The sequence below is a fragment of the Peribacillus sp. FSL K6-5616 genome (assembly GCF_038008245.1).
Taxonomy (GTDB): Bacteria; Bacillota; Bacilli; order Bacillales; family DSM-1321; genus Peribacillus; species Peribacillus frigoritolerans.
This window is the reverse complement of sequence record NZ_JBBOYT010000002.1, coordinates 43,972-58,716: the sequence shown is the minus strand read 5'-3', so window position 1 is coordinate 58,716 and position 14,745 is coordinate 43,972. Positions and strand designations below refer to the sequence as shown.

Here is a 14,745-nt window from a genome sequence, read left to right as displayed (position 1 = left end):
TTTTTCGTGCAAGGTTAAGGGATTATCCTTTTTTATAGAACGGTGCTTTTACCACAATAGCATCAACCATCTTCTTACGAATTTCCACTTTAAGTTGTGTTCCTAGGTCAGCATTTTCTGCTGATACAAGCGCGAGACCTAAGCTTTTCTTTAAAGACGGTGAATGGGTTCCGGATGTAATAAAACCAATTTCCTCTGACCCTCCTGAAAACACTTTATAACCGTGACGAGGAATGCCCCTTCCTGTCATTTCAATTCCAACTAATATTCGTTTTACCCCTTCTTCTTTTTGTTTTGTAAGTATGGCTTTGCCGATAAAATTACTTTCTTTGTTCGTTTTTACGACAAAACCGATTCCAGCTTCAAGAGGGCTGATTTCCTTTGTGAGCTCTTGTCCGTATAGAGAAAGACGTGCTTCAAGGCGAAGAGTGTCACGTGCACCGAGTCCGCACGGCTTTAAGCCGTTTTCTTTTCCAGTTTCCAGAAGCTTTTCCCAAAGTGCTGGCGCCTTGTCCGCTGCTAAATAAAGCTCAAATCCGTCTTCCCCTGTGTAACCCGTACGGGATACAAGCACGTCCGTAATGCCATCCAGATTAATATGTTGAGTAAAGTGGAAAACGCCAATTCCCGATAAATTGATTTCCGTTAGCTTTTGTAAAATGCCTTCCGCCTTTGGACCTTGAATGGCGATCAGCGCGATGTCATTTGAAATATTACGAAGTGTCACTTCTCCTTTAACATGTTGCTTCATCCAGTCGTAATCTTTCTCAATGTTTGCTGCATTAATCACGAGAAGAAATTTATCATTTTTCAGTTTGTAGACCAATAAATCATCCACTGTCCCGCCAGATGGATAACACATCGCGGTATACTGTGCTTGATTAATGCTAAGCTTTGTTACATCGTTTGTAACAAGGTAATTAATATAGCTTTCTGCACCTTTCCCTTCAACAAGCACTTCCCCCATATGAGAGACATCAAAAAGTCCTGCTTCCTTTCGGACAGCATCATGTTCTTCTAAAATGTTAGAAAACTGGACTGGCAGTTCCCATCCACCAAAATCAATGACTTTTGCTCCGTATTTTTTATATGTTTCAAAAAGTGGTGTTCTCTTCAATCCGGTTGCTGTGCTCATTGCTACCCCTCCAATTAAGATCTCTTGCTAAATAACTGTTCTTTTACCCTTTTACCTGTTTCGGTCATTGCAAGACCACCAAGTGCTGTTTCTCTAAGTGTTCGAGGCATTTCCTTTCCAATCTTGTACATGGCTTCAATGACTTCATCACATGGTATACGACTTTCAACACCTGCAAGAGATAAATCTGCAGCTGAAAAGGCAATGGATGTTCCAATCACATTTCGCTTAATGCAAGGCACTTCAACAAGCCCAGCAACTGGATCACAAACGAGGCCCAACAGTGATTTTAAAGCAATGGCTGTTGCATTAACCGCTTGTTTAGGTGTGCCACCTTTTAATTCAACAATGGTCCCTGCCGCCATTGCCGTTGCAGAACCGACCTCTGCTTGGCATCCTCCTGCTGCTCCGGATATAAAGGACCGGTTAGCAATGACATACCCAAGGGCACTTGCGGTGAACAGCCCCATGACTAAGTCTCTGTAGGAAGTTCCGTCATTTTTGTGAAGCGAAAACAATACTCCGGGTAATATACCGGCTGCTCCGGCTGTCGGAGTTGCCACAATGACTCCCATTCTCGCATTACTTTCAGATGTCGCCAGTGAGAAAGTCATGGCATCGCTAATATAACTTCCTGAAAGAGAGTTACCTTGATTCACATAATCGTACATCTTAACAGCATCACCACCAGAAATGCCACTTGGTGCAGTAGAGGTGTCTTTTTTACCGCTCTCAACAGCTTCCTGCATTTTAAATAACCGTTCTTCCATCATGCTGATGATCGTCTTTTGATCTCTCCCCGATTTTTCTATTTCCATCATCAACATGACTTCACCAATCGTTTTCTGTTTGTGTGTACAAAATTCAATTAGCTCGTTCATTGACCGAATTTCCATCATGCACCCTCTAACGACGTTTTTTTCAAAACATATGAATGGTAATGTGTAGCAAGTACCGAAAAGTCATCGCTAGTGCTTAAACGAATATCAACCATTTTATCGCCAATCATAAAGATTTTTGATAAACCGCCTCCAAGGGATGCACCACCTACCTTTACCAGCCATTCCCCACGTTTTGCCGTAACGACTGTTGTATTCGGATGTTTAAAATAAGGGCAACTGCCTTCAAATTGAAATTCGTAATCTAGACCATGTTCTTTAGTCAGCTCCATGGCATTTTTAATCCTGGAATCATCTGTATCCATGCCAAGTAATCCGCCAAGTAGGGCTTTATCTGTTCCGTGACCTTGGTGCGTTTCAGCAAATGAATCGTAGAAAATAATGTTCGCCTCTTCCGGACAACCACCTAATAGTTCATGAATGAACTTCCCCATTGATACAACACCAGCAGTATGAGAACTAGATGGTCCTACCATGATAGGGCCGATAATGTCAAAACAACTTTGGAATTCCATGTTGTTTCTCCCTTCTTAGACCGTTATAGGCTGTTGAAACAAATGATATCCTTCACAAATCTCTTTTGTTGTTTCTTTTGCTTTTTCTAGAACAACTGTATCTCCATTGCTCTTTAAAACAGCCGCAATCACTTCTCCGATTTTAACCATTTCTTCCTGCTTCATACCACGTGTCGTTAAAGCCGCTGTTCCCATTCGAATGCCACTTGTGACAAATGGGCTTTCAGTATCATAGGGGATCGTGTTTTTGTTAACTGTTATTCCCGCCTCTTCTAGTAATCGTTCTGCTTCTTTTCCGGTTAAATTCCATTGGCGAACGTCTAAAAGTACGATATGGTTGTCCGTTCCACCTGAAACAAGAATTGCGCCTGCTTTCTTTAATGTTTCGCCAAGTGTTGCTGCGTTTTCAATGATTTGTTTGGCATAGATCTTAAAGCTCGGATGCAATGCTTCTTTAAAGGAAACCGCCTTTGCCGCAATAATGTGCATGAGTGGCCCTCCTTGAATCCCTGGGAATATAGCTTTATTTATTTTCTTTATCATGTCTTCATCATTTGTTAAAATGATGCCGCCACGTGGACCGCGTAAAGTTTTGTGCGTTGTGCTTGTCACCACATCCGCATATGGGATTGGCGATGGATGAAAACCTGCTGCCACGAGCCCTGCAATATGGGCCATATCCACCATCAGTTTTGCTCCAACTAGATCGGCGATTTCTTTAAAACGTGCAAAATCAATTGTTCTTGGGAAGGCACTTGTCCCCGCAATAATCAATTTTGGTTTTTCTTTTTTCGCGATTGCTTCAAGATCATCATAGTCGATCAAGTGAGTATCTTCTCTCACCCCATAAGACACAATATCAAACCATTTCCCCGAGATGCTGACGGGACTACCATGAGTTAAGTGTCCTCCATGCGAAAGGTTCATCCCCATCACTTTATCGCCCGGCTGAAGCAACGCATAAAAAACAGCTAGATTTGCTTGTGCACCTGAGTGTGGTTGTACATTTGCATACTTAGCACCAAACAGCTTGGTTAGGCGTTCAATACCTGTTTGTTCCACCACATCTACATATTCACAGCCTCCATAGTAACGCTTCCCTGGATATCCTTCTGCATACTTATTAGTGAGGACAGACCCCATGGCTTCCATCACTTCTTTACTTACGAAGTTTTCTGATGCGATTAATTCTAACGTATTATGTTGTCTTTCCCTTTCATTTTCCATGGCATTATAAATCTCTGAATCATAGTTTTGTAGACTCATATTCAAATATCCTCCTCGATTTTCTTCCAAGCTACCTTTCCTCACAAAAAAGACAGAGGAAAGGCAGGATAAATATCCCACCTTTCCTCTGTCCTTTTTACCTGAGAGATTACCTTGGGTATGAAACATATTACAAAACAATCTGTCTTATAATATTCTTTTCATCAAAAGGATTCCCCTTTGGTGGCTTTTCAGCTCTCTCCAGAGGTGCGTCCAATTGTAGTCTTTTTACCTGAGAGTTTCTATCCCAAGGTTTTTTTGGGAATTGCTCCTTCGGTGCCGAATCGATTTCTTCGGTCTCTCCCACAATTATCATCCGCTTATATAAATTTTCATTAATAATTGTATGTTAACGGGTTTAAATGAAAATTTCAATAATTATCTGAAAAAACTTTATTTTCAGAATTTTATACATGGACGGTATAGATCTTTCTTACAGTTCATAAAATTAGAAGTTATTTGTTATGCAAAATCAAAATTGTTAACTGCTTTTCTGAATCCCAATAAGTTTCTATATCTTGGCTTAAGCCGATCCACTTTTGAACGGTTGCTAAGAAAAGCGAAAGGACATAAAGTCTATATTTTTAACACAATTGATGTATGGAAAAAGAGAAAATTAAGGTATTGTGAGATTTGCGAGAATCCTTGCAGCAATAGAGATTGTTTAGGAGTTTCCTCCTTCTCTTCTTTCTTTTCCTCCTTAGGTTCAGCGATGGTTTCATTAGTCTTCTCTTCTTTAGCAACTTCCTCTTTGTCCCAACCATTTGCTATATTAGCTATGACAATAAATGCTAAAACCCATACCCACCACTTCTTTGGCTTCTTTAGATTGATTTTCTTTTCCTTACTCATTTTGGATTCTTCCCCTTTACCTTACAATTTTAGTATCTACGACTATGTTACCATCGCCTCTTCCCTGTATTAATAGTAAGGTAATTACTTTCCATCTCCTTGATTTGATTTCCTTTTTTATCAATATCCCTATTTAAATCTTGGAGATTTTTATATATGTAGGGATGAATCGCATCGTACAGGGAATTGGTTATTTTCCATTCCCTGTACGCCAGATGCATATTGAATGAGATAAATATGTTTGAGTAAGTAAAACCCTTCTTTATTCGTTTAATATGACTCTCAGTTCACCAATTTAAGTATTCATGTAATGGACCATAAGTCTACTATCAATCAAGTAATCATTTCTTTGTAGCTATTTGGATTCACTTTACTTACAGTAAAATCAGCTATATCAACTTGATAGTAATTTGATAATTTATTTAACATTATTTCTAATTCTTTATTGCTATATAAACCTACTATTACTTCATTTAAAATAACTGTATTATTTCTTTCCATTCTATTTTCCTCCTTTTGATTGAATAATTTTTCATCTTTCATTTGCATTTTAGATCTGACGGAAATGAACATAATATGTTCTTACATTAGGAGCCTCTAATTGGATTTACTTAAACCCAGTGACTTCTCACTTCATACTTTCCTCACAGCATGCCCCACCAAATTCGTTGCATAGTGGGCTACTCTTTTCCTGTGAATTTCTAATGAACGATAGCGCATCAACGACATGGCGATGACGGGAGTGGCTGTTTGTAAATCAAAAGCAGTCTCGGCCGCCCATTTTCCTTCTCAAGAAGATTTCCTTATCTATTCTATTTAGTTTCTTCTAATTTTCATCTTTAGAAAATGCTCTTTCCGTTAAATCCATAGGCCCTGGACGAATAACCGAATCGCTTTTTCCATACTCTTGCTACATTCTCATTATCATACTCAAGTTCCCTTTTTTCTAATATTTCCAATCCTTCCCCGATATCATCCATTTCGTAATCAATCTCATTGGGGGTCATTTTCAAGAAGTGACCACTCCCTGCTTTTCCTGCATATAAATATCCATTTTCTACAGATATATCTCTGAAAATGGGCTCTACTATGCGCCAAGCTTCAAGGTCTCCTCCAATCTTGAAACAAGCACCTTTTCGAGCACCTTCCTTTCCTTCAGAGGTCACGACATCCATAAAGCTCACACCATATCTCTTTAGCCTGTTGTACCGGCGAATGGTATCCTTATAGTAGGAATTTCCAGATTGAATTAAAATATCGCCAATATTTATAAACGGTGTCACTTCACTAATTACTACATCAACTGAATCTGGAGGAACCATAAGCCAAATAATTCGGGGTTGCTCTAATGATTTAATGAGTTCTACTATATTAGTGGTTCCCTTCGCTCCGTATCTTTCCATTTCTTCTATAGCACCGGAATCTAAATCATAGGCCACAACGTCGTGGCTTTCTTCAATTAGGTTTTGACCTAAGTTTAATCCCATTTTTCCTAAACCGATTAATCCAACTTTCATCGTGATGGCCTCCTTTTTAGAATAGAGTACTTCTAATTTGTGCTTCTTTCCTTTTACATATTGGTAACTTCGTTAGATTTAATTAGTATTAAAATTCACCTTATTTTCTAAAGCCCCTGTTGCTTTAAATAAGGGTCACAGTATGCACTTCCGACGTTTTAGGATATTTAAACGCATTCCTGTCTAAAAATTTATTACGTAGAAAAGTCATTTAATCCCCCCTGCATTCTTCCTTGATTGTAAAATTGTGGTGTAGTAAGATTCTAATGGATGTACCAAGTAATAGTTCTTGTGGTGATGATCCTCTATGTATATAAAAGTATAATATCTATATTTTTTAATTGTAAGTACGCACTTTTTTATTATATAGTATTATAAAGTACACTATTATTTTATGACCTGGGGGGAAAATAAATGGGACATCTGCGTGACAAGACGTTTTACTGTGAAAAAGAATTGACACTTTCTATTATTGGCGGTAAATGGAAAATGCTTATTATGTGGCATCTGGGCAAAGAAGGAACCAAGCGATTTGGGGAACTAAAATCTATGATTCCTGAAATTACGCAGAGAATGCTCGCCAGTCAATTGCGAGAGCTCGAAGATGACCTAATTGTTCACCGTGAAGTCTATCCTGTTGTTCCACCAAAAGTTGAATATTCTCTGACCAAAAGAGGAGAAAGTTTGATGCCAATTCTTGAATCCATGTATGACTGGGGCAGTGAGTATATGGAGACAGTCTTGAATAACCAAGCAGATAGAAAAGAAGAATCCCTCTAGGAGAAAAAAGCTTCCCTCATGAAGGATTAGAAAATAATCCTTTATGCCTCCTTTTCTGAAAGCGAATCTTTGTTATGGACAGATTAAGAAAAAAACTTTAATTAATAAATTGGACACTAAAAACCACATGGAGAAACCTTTATAAAGGTTTCTCCATGTGGTTTTTTTAGCCTGTTAACCCATATCGGCGGACGGTATACGAACTCTATTGTATTAGATTTGTTGCTTACTACTCACTTTACGGTCTATTTAATTACCGGCAAGAAGAAGTACCACGATTTTCTTTTTGAATCACATTACCCTTTAACAACTTCTACATAAATAGGGCTTCAAACACAATTCTTCAACGAATTTTCCTAAAAGCAACTCTTGGTATATTTCACTTATCTTCCTTTCTTCACCTTACACACAGTATACTTTTAAACACTATATGATATAAAAGTGGGTACTTCTCATTTAAATAATTAGAGAATACAATAAATGTAGTATCAAACAAAAAATTATTTAAGGAGTGAAGTATTTATGAAACTTCAATTAGCATTAGACCTTGTAAACATCCCACAGGCAATAGAAGTAGTTCGAGAAGTAGAGCAATTTGTCGATGTAGTAGAAATTGGAACTCCTGTTGTCATTAATGAAGGTCTTAGAGCAGTAAAAGAAGTTAGTGCAGCATTTCCTAATTTAACCGTATTGGCTGATTTGAAAATTATGGATGCTGGCGGATATGAAGTTATGAAAGCATCTGAAGCTGGTGCTTCAATCATCACAGTTCTTGGTGCGACGGATGATGCAACAATCAAGGGTGCAGTGGAGGAAGCTAAAAAACAAGGAACACAAATTCTTGTTGATATGATCAATGTAAAAGATATCGAAAAACGTGCGTACGAAATTGATGCACTGGGCGTTGATTATATTTGTGTGCATACAGGGTACGATCTTCAGGCTAAAGGAGAAAACTCATTTGAACAGCTTCAAACAATCAAACGCGTTGTTAAGAATGCGAAAACTGCTGTAGCAGGGGGAATTAAATTAGATACATTGCCGGAAGTCATTGAAGCACAGCCTGATCTTGTCATTGTAGGTGGTGGTATTACTGGACAAGATAATAAAAAAGCAGTAGCTGCGAAAATGCAAGAATTAATTAAACAAGCGACTTTTGCTTAAGAAAGGTATGTGAATTATGAAGACTACTCAATACTTAGCTGAAATTGAAAACGAATTAAATCGGACAATCGAATTAATATCTGAAGATGAAGCTGAAAAATTGGTGGATCACATACTTAAATCCAAGAAAATCTTTGTGGCTGGTGCAGGTCGTTCTGGGTTTATGGCCAAATCTTTTGTTATGCGCATGATGCACATGGGGTTAGATGCATTTGTAGTAGGAGAAACGGTAACCCCTGGTTTAGAAAAAGATGATATTTTAATTATCGCTTCTGGTTCAGGAGAGACAAAAAGTTTAGTGTCAATGGCCGAGAAGGCTAAAGGTTTAGAAGCATCTGTTGCAGTTGTCACGATTTCCCCTGATTCGACCATTGGAAAAATAAGCGACTTAGCTATTAAAATACCTGCCAAGCCTAAGGCTGGTGCAGACAGTGACTACAAAACTATACAGCCTATGGGGTCCTTATTCGAGCAAAGTCTCTTGTTATTATTCGACTCTATCATATTAAGCGTGATGGAGCAAAAGGAATTAGCCGGCCAAACTATGTTTGGAAGACATGCAAATTTAGAGTAGGTTAGGCTTAGTTATGCTTATACTCCTAAATGAATGACTAGTAAATTATAAAAAATTGAACATACTAAATCAGGTTTTGGTAAAAAAATCTTTAGACAGAAACATATAACTTAAAAAGAGCTGTCGAATTAGAGACTTTAATGCCTTCCCAAATTTATGTATGAATCAATATCATTCCGGGCAGATTTCACCATTAGGTGAGGCTGCCTTTTTTTGTATAAAGGTGAAATGTTTGTTTTTCTATTATTTTATTATACATTGCCCATATTTACCATTATTGTTTGCTAATACAAATCACCTTGAAAAATAACAAATTGATAGAGCATGTTTTGAAAAAAAATTATTAAAACATGCTTTTAACATATTCATTTGAATCGTTCTTTTATAAAAAAGTTTGGATCATTTTCCATACTTCTTATCCAACTTCCCGTTAGCTCAATAAGAAAAAAGAGAATAATAGAATAAAGTGGTTAAACTTTTTTCAAAACGGTGCAATATTTTTCAACTTAATTTCAAACACATTTACCTTCTTTTCAGTCTGGTACGGACATTGTTCAACTGAAAGAATTCTTTTAAGTAGGTTTTTACTATTTCGACTGCTGTCCGTTCGGCAAAGTGACTTTTCCTCTTTTCTGATCGACGGGCTTATGCCAAAAACCCCTGTCCTATAATTAAGACAGGGGTTTTGGTCTATAATATTAATTAAATTGCTTTTGAAACCATTCTGTATGGAAAATGCCTTCCTTATCTACACGCTGGTATGTGTGCGCACCAAAGTAATCGCGTTGTGCTTGTATCAGATTTGCTGGCAACGTATCTGTACGATAACTGTCATAGTAAGATAATGCGCTGGAGAATGATGGCACCGCTATGCCTCGCTCAATTGCCATAGCGAGTACTTGACGTAATGCAGATTGATAGCTTTCTACAATTTCTTTAAAGTACGAATCCAATAATAAGTTTGGTAAGTTAGGATCACGATCATAAGCATCTTTAATTTTTTGTAAGAATTGGGCACGAATGATACAACCGCCACGAAAAATCATTGCAATATCACCATAGCAAAGGTTCCAGTCATACTCTTCTGACGCAGAACGCATTTGTGCAAATCCTTGTGCATATGAACAAATTTTACTCATATATAAAGCTTTACGTACTGCCTCTATTAATTCTTCTCCATTTCCTTCATACGTCTTCTCCTCAGGGCCTTTTAATAGCTTACTTGCCTTAACTCGCTCTTCTTTCAAGGCAGATATAAAGCGAGCAAACACAGATTCTGTGACGATTGGAAGTGAAACTCCTAAATCTAAAGCACTTTGACTTGTCCATTTACCTGTACCTTTTTGGCCTGCTGTATCTAAAATTAGGTCAACAAGAGGTTTACCTGTTTCTTTATCCACTTTTGTAAAGATGTCAGCTGTAATCTCAATTAGATAACTATCTAATTCCCCTTTATTCCATTCTGCAAATACTTCATGAAGTTCTTGTGCACTTAAACCAAGCACCTGTTTCAGAATGAAATACGCTTCTGAAATTAACTGCATATCTCCGTACTCGATACCATTATGGACCATTTTTACGTAATGGCCTGCACCATTGGGACCGATATATGTACAACAAGAATCTCCTTCTACTTTTGCTGAAATCTCTTTCAAAATTGGCTCTACAAGTTCATACGCTTCTTTTTGGCCACCAGGCATAATAGATGGACCTTTCAATGCCCCTTCTTCCCCACCTGAAACACCTGTACCAATAAAGTGGATACCTGTGTCTTCTAATTCTTTATTACGTCTAATCGTGTCTTGGAAAAATGTATTTCCGCCATCGATGAGGATGTCACCCTTTTCAAGATATGGTTTTAACGAATCAATCGTTGCATCTGTTGGTCCACCCGCTTTAACCATTAATAAAATTTTGCGTGGTTTTTCTAATGAATGAACAAATTCTTCGGTGCTTTTCGCACCAAAAAAATTTTTCCCATTTGCTTCGTTCTTTAAAAACTCTTCTGTTTTTTCAGACGAACGGTTGTAAACAGAAACAGAATAACCTCGACTTTCAATATTTAACGCGAGATTTTTACCCATTACGGCTAAACCGATCACACCGATTTTTTGTTTTACCATGGTCAATTCGTCCCTTCTTCATTTTAAGAATCAATCTTAGCCACTTTGAGGTCAAACTTTAAATCTATATCAAGTTATACAATAAATCTAAATCCTTGGATAAACGCTGATTCCAGTTCTTTCTTCTCTTTTCCAAAGCTTTAATGCTTATGATTTACTTATTTTCATATTATGATCATGAATCCATTTTTCTTTTAATTTTCCTATTTTTGTGACCTATAGGAATGCATGAATTTATGTTTTCAATAGAGGGAGTCAATTTCCATACTAGCATCAAAACCTATAACCACTTAAATCCGTCCTCTTCCAATAATTGATCAGAAGCGTCCGGTCCCATCGAACCTGAACGATAAGGATACAAAGTAAGGGCATTTTCCTCAAATACCTCCAAAATAGGTTGAACCCAATTCCAAGATAATTCAACTTCATTCCAATGAGCAAAGAAAGTTGGATCGCCACGCAAAGCATCGAACAGTAAAAGCTCATAGGCTTCCGGTACTTCTTTTGCATTAGCTGAAAAAGTCACCGTAACAGGCTCTATTTTACCGTTTAACGGGTTTTTTCTATTTAATTGTAATGAAACACCTTCGTTAGGACTAATCTCGATGATTAATAGATTGGGGGCTGTTTGCTCTTTTTGGGACATGTATAAATCCTTTAACGGATTTTTGAACTCAATCACAATACGTGTGGACTTTTCCCTCATTCTTTTTCCAGTACGGATATAGAATGGCACCCCACTCCAATTAGAATCATCAATCCACAAACGGGCAGAAACAAAGGTATCATTTGTTGAAGAAGCATCAATTCCGGATTCCTCTTTATATCCAACAACTGGTTCACCTTGAATTTCCCCTGGACCATATTGACCACGAACCACGTGCAAAGCTACATCTTCTTTCTTCAATGGTCTTAGAAATTCCATGACTTTCCTCTTCTCTTGACGAATATCTTTTGCGCTTATTCGTTTTGGAAGATGCATAGCAGTCATCATCAGTATTTGCAGCATATGATTTTGGACCATATCTCGAATTGCCCCTGCTTGGTCATAATAACTTGCTCTTTCTTCTACCCCAACCGTTTCACTCGCCGTGATTTGTATATTGGCAATATATTGGTTATTCCATAGCGCTTGAAACATAGGATTCGCAAATTCTAATGCTTCAAGGTTTTGAATCATCGGCTTTCCAAGGTAATGATCTATACGATAAATTTCGTCCTCTTCAAAAGTTTCACTTAATAATTCGTTCAGATTTTGGGCGGATTTCAAATCGTTTCCAAAGGGCTTTTCGATAATGAGTCGTCTCCATCCTATTGTAGAGCCTAATCCACTTTTTTGGATGTTTGAAGTAATCACATCCACAAACTCAGGCGCAACAGATAGATAAAACAGGCGATTTTCTGGAATACTCAATTCTTCTTCACGAGTTTTAATCAATTCGAGTAAGTTCTTATACCCTTCTTTATTTGTTACATCCAAAAGGCTATAGCGAAATGCATTGAGAAACTCTTCCATTTTGGATGACTCATTTATCATACGTCTAGAAAATGTTTGTAACGATTCTTTCACGTGTTTTTGAAAAGATTCATCAGACCAATTTCTTCTACCTAAACCAATAACCGAAAACGAGTTAGGAATTTTTTTATCTAAAAATAAATTATATAGAGCAGGAAAAATTTTTCTCTTAGCTAAATCCCCTGTCGCTCCAAATAGGACAAAAGTCACAGAATCCATTTTCAACGTTTTTAAGACATCGAGAACATTCTCATCTAAATTAATGTCACGTGGAATAGTTAAGTCATTCACTTGATCCCCTCCTATGAACGTATCACCTATACAGAAATTAGTATAACGTGTATAATATTTATGCGTAAGTACGCACTTCATATTCATATAGTGACAAATTGTATACCATTACGCTGGAAATGGAGGTGAAATTAATGGGACATCTTCGTGATAAGCCGTTTGACTGTGAAAAAGAATTGACACTTTCTGTCATAGGTGGTAAATGGAAAATGCTTATATTGTGGCATCTAGGTAAAGAGGGAACAAAGCGATTTAATGAACTAAAGTCTCTCATGCCCGGTATTACCCAAAGAATGCTAGTTAACCAATTGCGAGAATTGGAAGATGACCTCATTGTTCATCGTGAAGTCTATCCCGTTGTTCCACCCAAAGTAGAGTATTCACTGACAGAACAGGGAAAAAGTCTAATGCCGATACTAGAGTCTATGTATGAGTGGGGTAAAAACTATATGAAAAATATAGCTGTGAAAAACGATGGAGAAATCAAGGAGTCTATCGAGTAGAAAAATCCTTTTTGCAAAAACAGAAGAGATTGGTTAGGTCCGAGCAATGTCGAAAGAAGAGATTGTTCCAGACAGCACTCTGATAGAAAAATACTGGCTACTTCATTAGTTGCTTTATATGAAGGATATGAAATCCACAGATATGTTAACCCGAATGTGAATTTGTGTGATCAAATTTTAATGTATGAATGGTTATTTTCAGAGTAAATATAAAATCTATATGTTAAAACCCTATAATTGGTTAGATGCCAAAAGAGCCTTAGGATTTGTTGACTCCATTCCAATAGCAACAAACTCATATTCTTGAAGACTAAAAAGCCTAGAGATTTTATCTCTAGGCTTTTTACATCATTTATTCAATAAAGTACATCTTCCCATTCACTTCAAGAGACACTGATGATTGTTTCATCTCTTCCTTTAGAGATTTGGCATAGGTAACTACTTTATTGATTTTTTTCTTGTCCAAATCTTCTGCATAGCTATAGACAATCGTTACTTTCTCTTTAATCAGCTGATTATCATCAGATAGCCATGATCCTGTCCCATCGATGGCTGTTGCTCCTCCAAACATTTTTGAGAATTCCTCCAACGACTTGTTAACATATGGAGTATTATCAATTGGTTGATCAACATTATATGTAGATGGTATATAAATTTTTACTACGTCTTCAAGGTAGAATTGCCCCTTTAATGCAGAAGATTGTTTCTCTTTAGTTTCTTGTTGTTCTGCAGCGTACACAGCATTACCTAAAAAGACAATTAACAGAATGGGGATGATCCAATAGAAGATTTTTTTCCTTTCCAATATTGCCACTCCTTCATATTCAACAGTATTGCTGACAAAACAATGGTGAATTTTCTATCCTCATTATACATGCAACAATCAGATTTATGGGAAATTTTTACTTACTTTTTCTATAGTGAGTGATGAACGAGTGCATTAATTCAAGAACCCACATAAAAGGATCTTCGATTGAAGATCCTTTTTCAGTACCTAAAACATCACATTATGTAAAATAGGTAGACAAAGGAATATGTTATCCTTATTCCGTAATCGGGCGCTTTAGTGAAAGAAGAGATTGCATAAAACCCCACTTTTTTATACAGCAGGCTAGGCTTCTTCAGAAGCCCAAAATGTTGATAAATCAACGATGTTTAATATTGTGCTTAATCGATAAAAATCAAATAAACGCCAATCCCTTGAATAGATATGGGATTGGCGTTTTGGCGGAATTCTTAAAATTACGATTATGTTAAGTTCATTTCAAAATCATCTCGATATATAATACAACATTTTAAGAAATGTTTTTTAATTCCTCTGTTAATCGTAGGAATTCTTCTTTGTTTTGATCCTGTAATGACTGGTCAATCTCTTTTCGGATTTGCTCTTTTCTGAAATTACGAAGGGCTTTGTTTAACACCATTTCAGCAAATTCAGAATCCGCGACGTTTACTTCAGGTTGTGGTGGTGTATTAACTAAATTCCTTTCCATAGGAAACCAACTCCTTGACCTTTTTTCTATTATACTAAAAATTTTCAGACTATTCAAACATTTTACTTAGTAGTTCCATGGTATTTTTAGCCAATGAGTTTACATCTGAAAGTGTAA

General features: G+C 37.1%; 14 protein-coding genes, 1 pseudogene and 2 riboswitches. Of the genes and pseudogenes, 4 read left to right on the top strand and 11 right to left on the bottom strand.

Going from position 1 to position 14,745, the window contains the following annotated elements; all coding sequences use genetic code 11:
* Nucleotides 1-22: 22 nt before the first annotated feature.
* From gcvT to gnd, 7 genes and pseudogenes are all read right to left on the bottom strand, one after another.
* Nucleotides 23-1,135, bottom strand: a complete 1,113-nt coding sequence (gene gcvT, locus MHB45_RS26975; protein ID WP_048883455.1) for a glycine cleavage system aminomethyltransferase GcvT — start codon at nt 1,133-1,135, stop codon at nt 23-25.
* 14 nt (nt 1,136-1,149) lie between these two features.
* Nucleotides 1,150-2,031, bottom strand: coding sequence for an L-serine ammonia-lyase, iron-sulfur-dependent, subunit alpha (sdaAA, locus tag MHB45_RS26970; protein ID WP_048883457.1), 882 nt, complete (start codon nt 2,029-2,031; stop codon nt 1,150-1,152).
* Nucleotides 2,031-2,549, bottom strand: a complete 519-nt coding sequence (locus tag MHB45_RS26965; protein ID WP_048883459.1) for a serine dehydratase beta chain — start codon at nt 2,547-2,549, stop codon at nt 2,031-2,033. Before MHB45_RS26965 ends, sdaAA begins: the two co-directional genes overlap by 1 nt.
* A gap of 15 nt (nt 2,550-2,564) precedes the next feature.
* Nucleotides 2,565-3,815 (bottom strand): serine hydroxymethyltransferase, encoded by a 1,251-nt coding sequence (gene glyA, locus MHB45_RS26960; RefSeq protein WP_340908177.1) that lies wholly within the window; start codon nt 3,813-3,815, stop codon nt 2,565-2,567.
* An 85-nt stretch (nt 3,816-3,900) separates the two neighbouring features.
* Nucleotides 3,901-4,023: riboswitch (glycine riboswitch) on the bottom strand.
* 2 nt (nt 4,024-4,025) lie between these two features.
* A riboswitch (glycine riboswitch) is annotated at nt 4,026-4,131 on the bottom strand.
* Between the two features lie 260 nt (nt 4,132-4,391).
* Complete coding sequence (locus MHB45_RS26955) at nt 4,392-4,667, bottom strand: hypothetical protein (protein WP_048883462.1); 276 nt, start codon at nt 4,665-4,667, stop codon at nt 4,392-4,394.
* Between the two features lie 333 nt (nt 4,668-5,000).
* Nucleotides 5,001-5,168: a hypothetical protein gene (locus tag MHB45_RS26950; protein WP_161802096.1), complete on the bottom strand. Its 168-nt coding sequence runs from the start codon at nt 5,166-5,168 to the stop codon at nt 5,001-5,003.
* 132 nt (nt 5,169-5,300) lie between these two features.
* Nucleotides 5,301-6,184: pseudogene (gene gnd / locus MHB45_RS26945) on the bottom strand (phosphogluconate dehydrogenase (NAD(+)-dependent, decarboxylating)).
* Between the two features lie 414 nt (nt 6,185-6,598).
* Here gnd and MHB45_RS26940 point away from each other — a divergent pair.
* The 3 genes from MHB45_RS26940 (at nt 6,599) to hxlB (ending at nt 8,702) form a co-directional block, all read left to right on the top strand.
* Nucleotides 6,599-6,964, top strand: a complete 366-nt coding sequence (locus tag MHB45_RS26940; protein ID WP_048883465.1) for a winged helix-turn-helix transcriptional regulator — start codon at nt 6,599-6,601, stop codon at nt 6,962-6,964.
* 522 nt (nt 6,965-7,486) lie between these two features.
* Nucleotides 7,487-8,128: a 3-hexulose-6-phosphate synthase gene (hxlA, locus tag MHB45_RS26935; protein WP_048883467.1), complete on the top strand. Its 642-nt coding sequence runs from the start codon at nt 7,487-7,489 to the stop codon at nt 8,126-8,128.
* 16 nt (nt 8,129-8,144) lie between these two features.
* Nucleotides 8,145-8,702 carry a 6-phospho-3-hexuloisomerase gene (hxlB, locus tag MHB45_RS26930; RefSeq protein ID WP_048883468.1) on the top strand — a complete coding sequence of 186 codons (558 nt, stop codon included), beginning with the start codon at nt 8,145-8,147 and terminating at the stop codon, nt 8,700-8,702.
* A 698-nt stretch (nt 8,703-9,400) separates the two neighbouring features.
* Here the strand turns inward: hxlB and gndA are convergent.
* The gene (gene gndA, locus MHB45_RS26925) at nt 9,401-10,825 is read right to left on the bottom strand and encodes an NADP-dependent phosphogluconate dehydrogenase (RefSeq protein ID WP_048883491.1); all 1,425 of its coding nucleotides are present in this window, start codon (nt 10,823-10,825) and stop codon (nt 9,401-9,403) included.
* Between the two features lie 280 nt (nt 10,826-11,105).
* Nucleotides 11,106-12,560, bottom strand: coding sequence for a glucose-6-phosphate dehydrogenase (gene zwf / locus MHB45_RS26920; protein ID WP_048883493.1), 1,455 nt, complete (start codon nt 12,558-12,560; stop codon nt 11,106-11,108).
* A gap of 206 nt (nt 12,561-12,766) precedes the next feature.
* Here zwf and MHB45_RS26915 point away from each other — a divergent pair, with 206 nt between their 5' ends.
* Nucleotides 12,767-13,135, top strand: coding sequence for a winged helix-turn-helix transcriptional regulator (locus tag MHB45_RS26915; protein ID WP_048883469.1), 369 nt, complete (start codon nt 12,767-12,769; stop codon nt 13,133-13,135).
* Nucleotides 13,136-13,487: 352 nt separating this feature from the next.
* On the opposite strand, the gene MHB45_RS26910 is transcribed toward MHB45_RS26915, so the two are convergent.
* Together MHB45_RS26910 and MHB45_RS26905 are read right to left on the bottom strand one after the other, a co-directional pair.
* Nucleotides 13,488-13,949, bottom strand: a complete 462-nt coding sequence (locus MHB45_RS26910) for a DUF3574 domain-containing protein (protein ID WP_340908176.1) — start codon at nt 13,947-13,949, stop codon at nt 13,488-13,490.
* 481 nt (nt 13,950-14,430) lie between these two features.
* Nucleotides 14,431-14,628, bottom strand: coding sequence for an IDEAL domain-containing protein (locus MHB45_RS26905; RefSeq protein ID WP_048883473.1), 198 nt, complete (start codon nt 14,626-14,628; stop codon nt 14,431-14,433).
* Nucleotides 14,629-14,745: the final 117 nt, after the last annotated feature.

Bases quoted from the DNA above. Each gene is read 5' to 3' on its own strand.
- MHB45_RS26955 (WP_048883462.1), bottom strand. From the start codon at position 4,667: ATGAGTAAGGAAAAGAAAATCAATCTAAAGAAGCCAAAGAAGTGGTGG.
- gndA (WP_048883491.1), bottom strand. From the start codon at position 10,825: ATGGTAAAACAAAAAATCGGTGTGATCGGTTTAGCCGTAATGGGTAAA.
- hxlA (WP_048883467.1), top strand. From the start codon at position 7,487: ATGAAACTTCAATTAGCATTAGACCTTGTAAACATCCCACAGGCAATA.
- MHB45_RS26905 (WP_048883473.1), bottom strand. From the start codon at position 14,628: ATGGAAAGGAATTTAGTTAATACACCACCACAACCTGAAGTAAACGTC.
- glyA (WP_340908177.1), bottom strand. From the start codon at position 3,815: ATGAGTCTACAAAACTATGATTCAGAGATTTATAATGCCATGGAAAAT.
- MHB45_RS26965 (WP_048883459.1), bottom strand. From the start codon at position 2,549: ATGGAATTCCAAAGTTGTTTTGACATTATCGGCCCTATCATGGTAGGA.
- MHB45_RS26950 (WP_161802096.1), bottom strand. From the start codon at position 5,168: ATGGAAAGAAATAATACAGTTATTTTAAATGAAGTAATAGTAGGTTTA.
- zwf (WP_048883493.1), bottom strand. From the start codon at position 12,560: ATGGATTCTGTGACTTTTGTCCTATTTGGAGCGACAGGGGATTTAGCT.
- MHB45_RS26915 (WP_048883469.1), top strand. From the start codon at position 12,767: ATGGGACATCTTCGTGATAAGCCGTTTGACTGTGAAAAAGAATTGACA.
- MHB45_RS26940 (WP_048883465.1), top strand. From the start codon at position 6,599: ATGGGACATCTGCGTGACAAGACGTTTTACTGTGAAAAAGAATTGACA.
- gcvT (WP_048883455.1), bottom strand. From the start codon at position 1,135: ATGAGCACAGCAACCGGATTGAAGAGAACACCACTTTTTGAAACATAT.
- sdaAA (WP_048883457.1), bottom strand. From the start codon at position 2,031: ATGGAAATTCGGTCAATGAACGAGCTAATTGAATTTTGTACACACAAA.
- hxlB (WP_048883468.1), top strand. From the start codon at position 8,145: ATGAAGACTACTCAATACTTAGCTGAAATTGAAAACGAATTAAATCGG.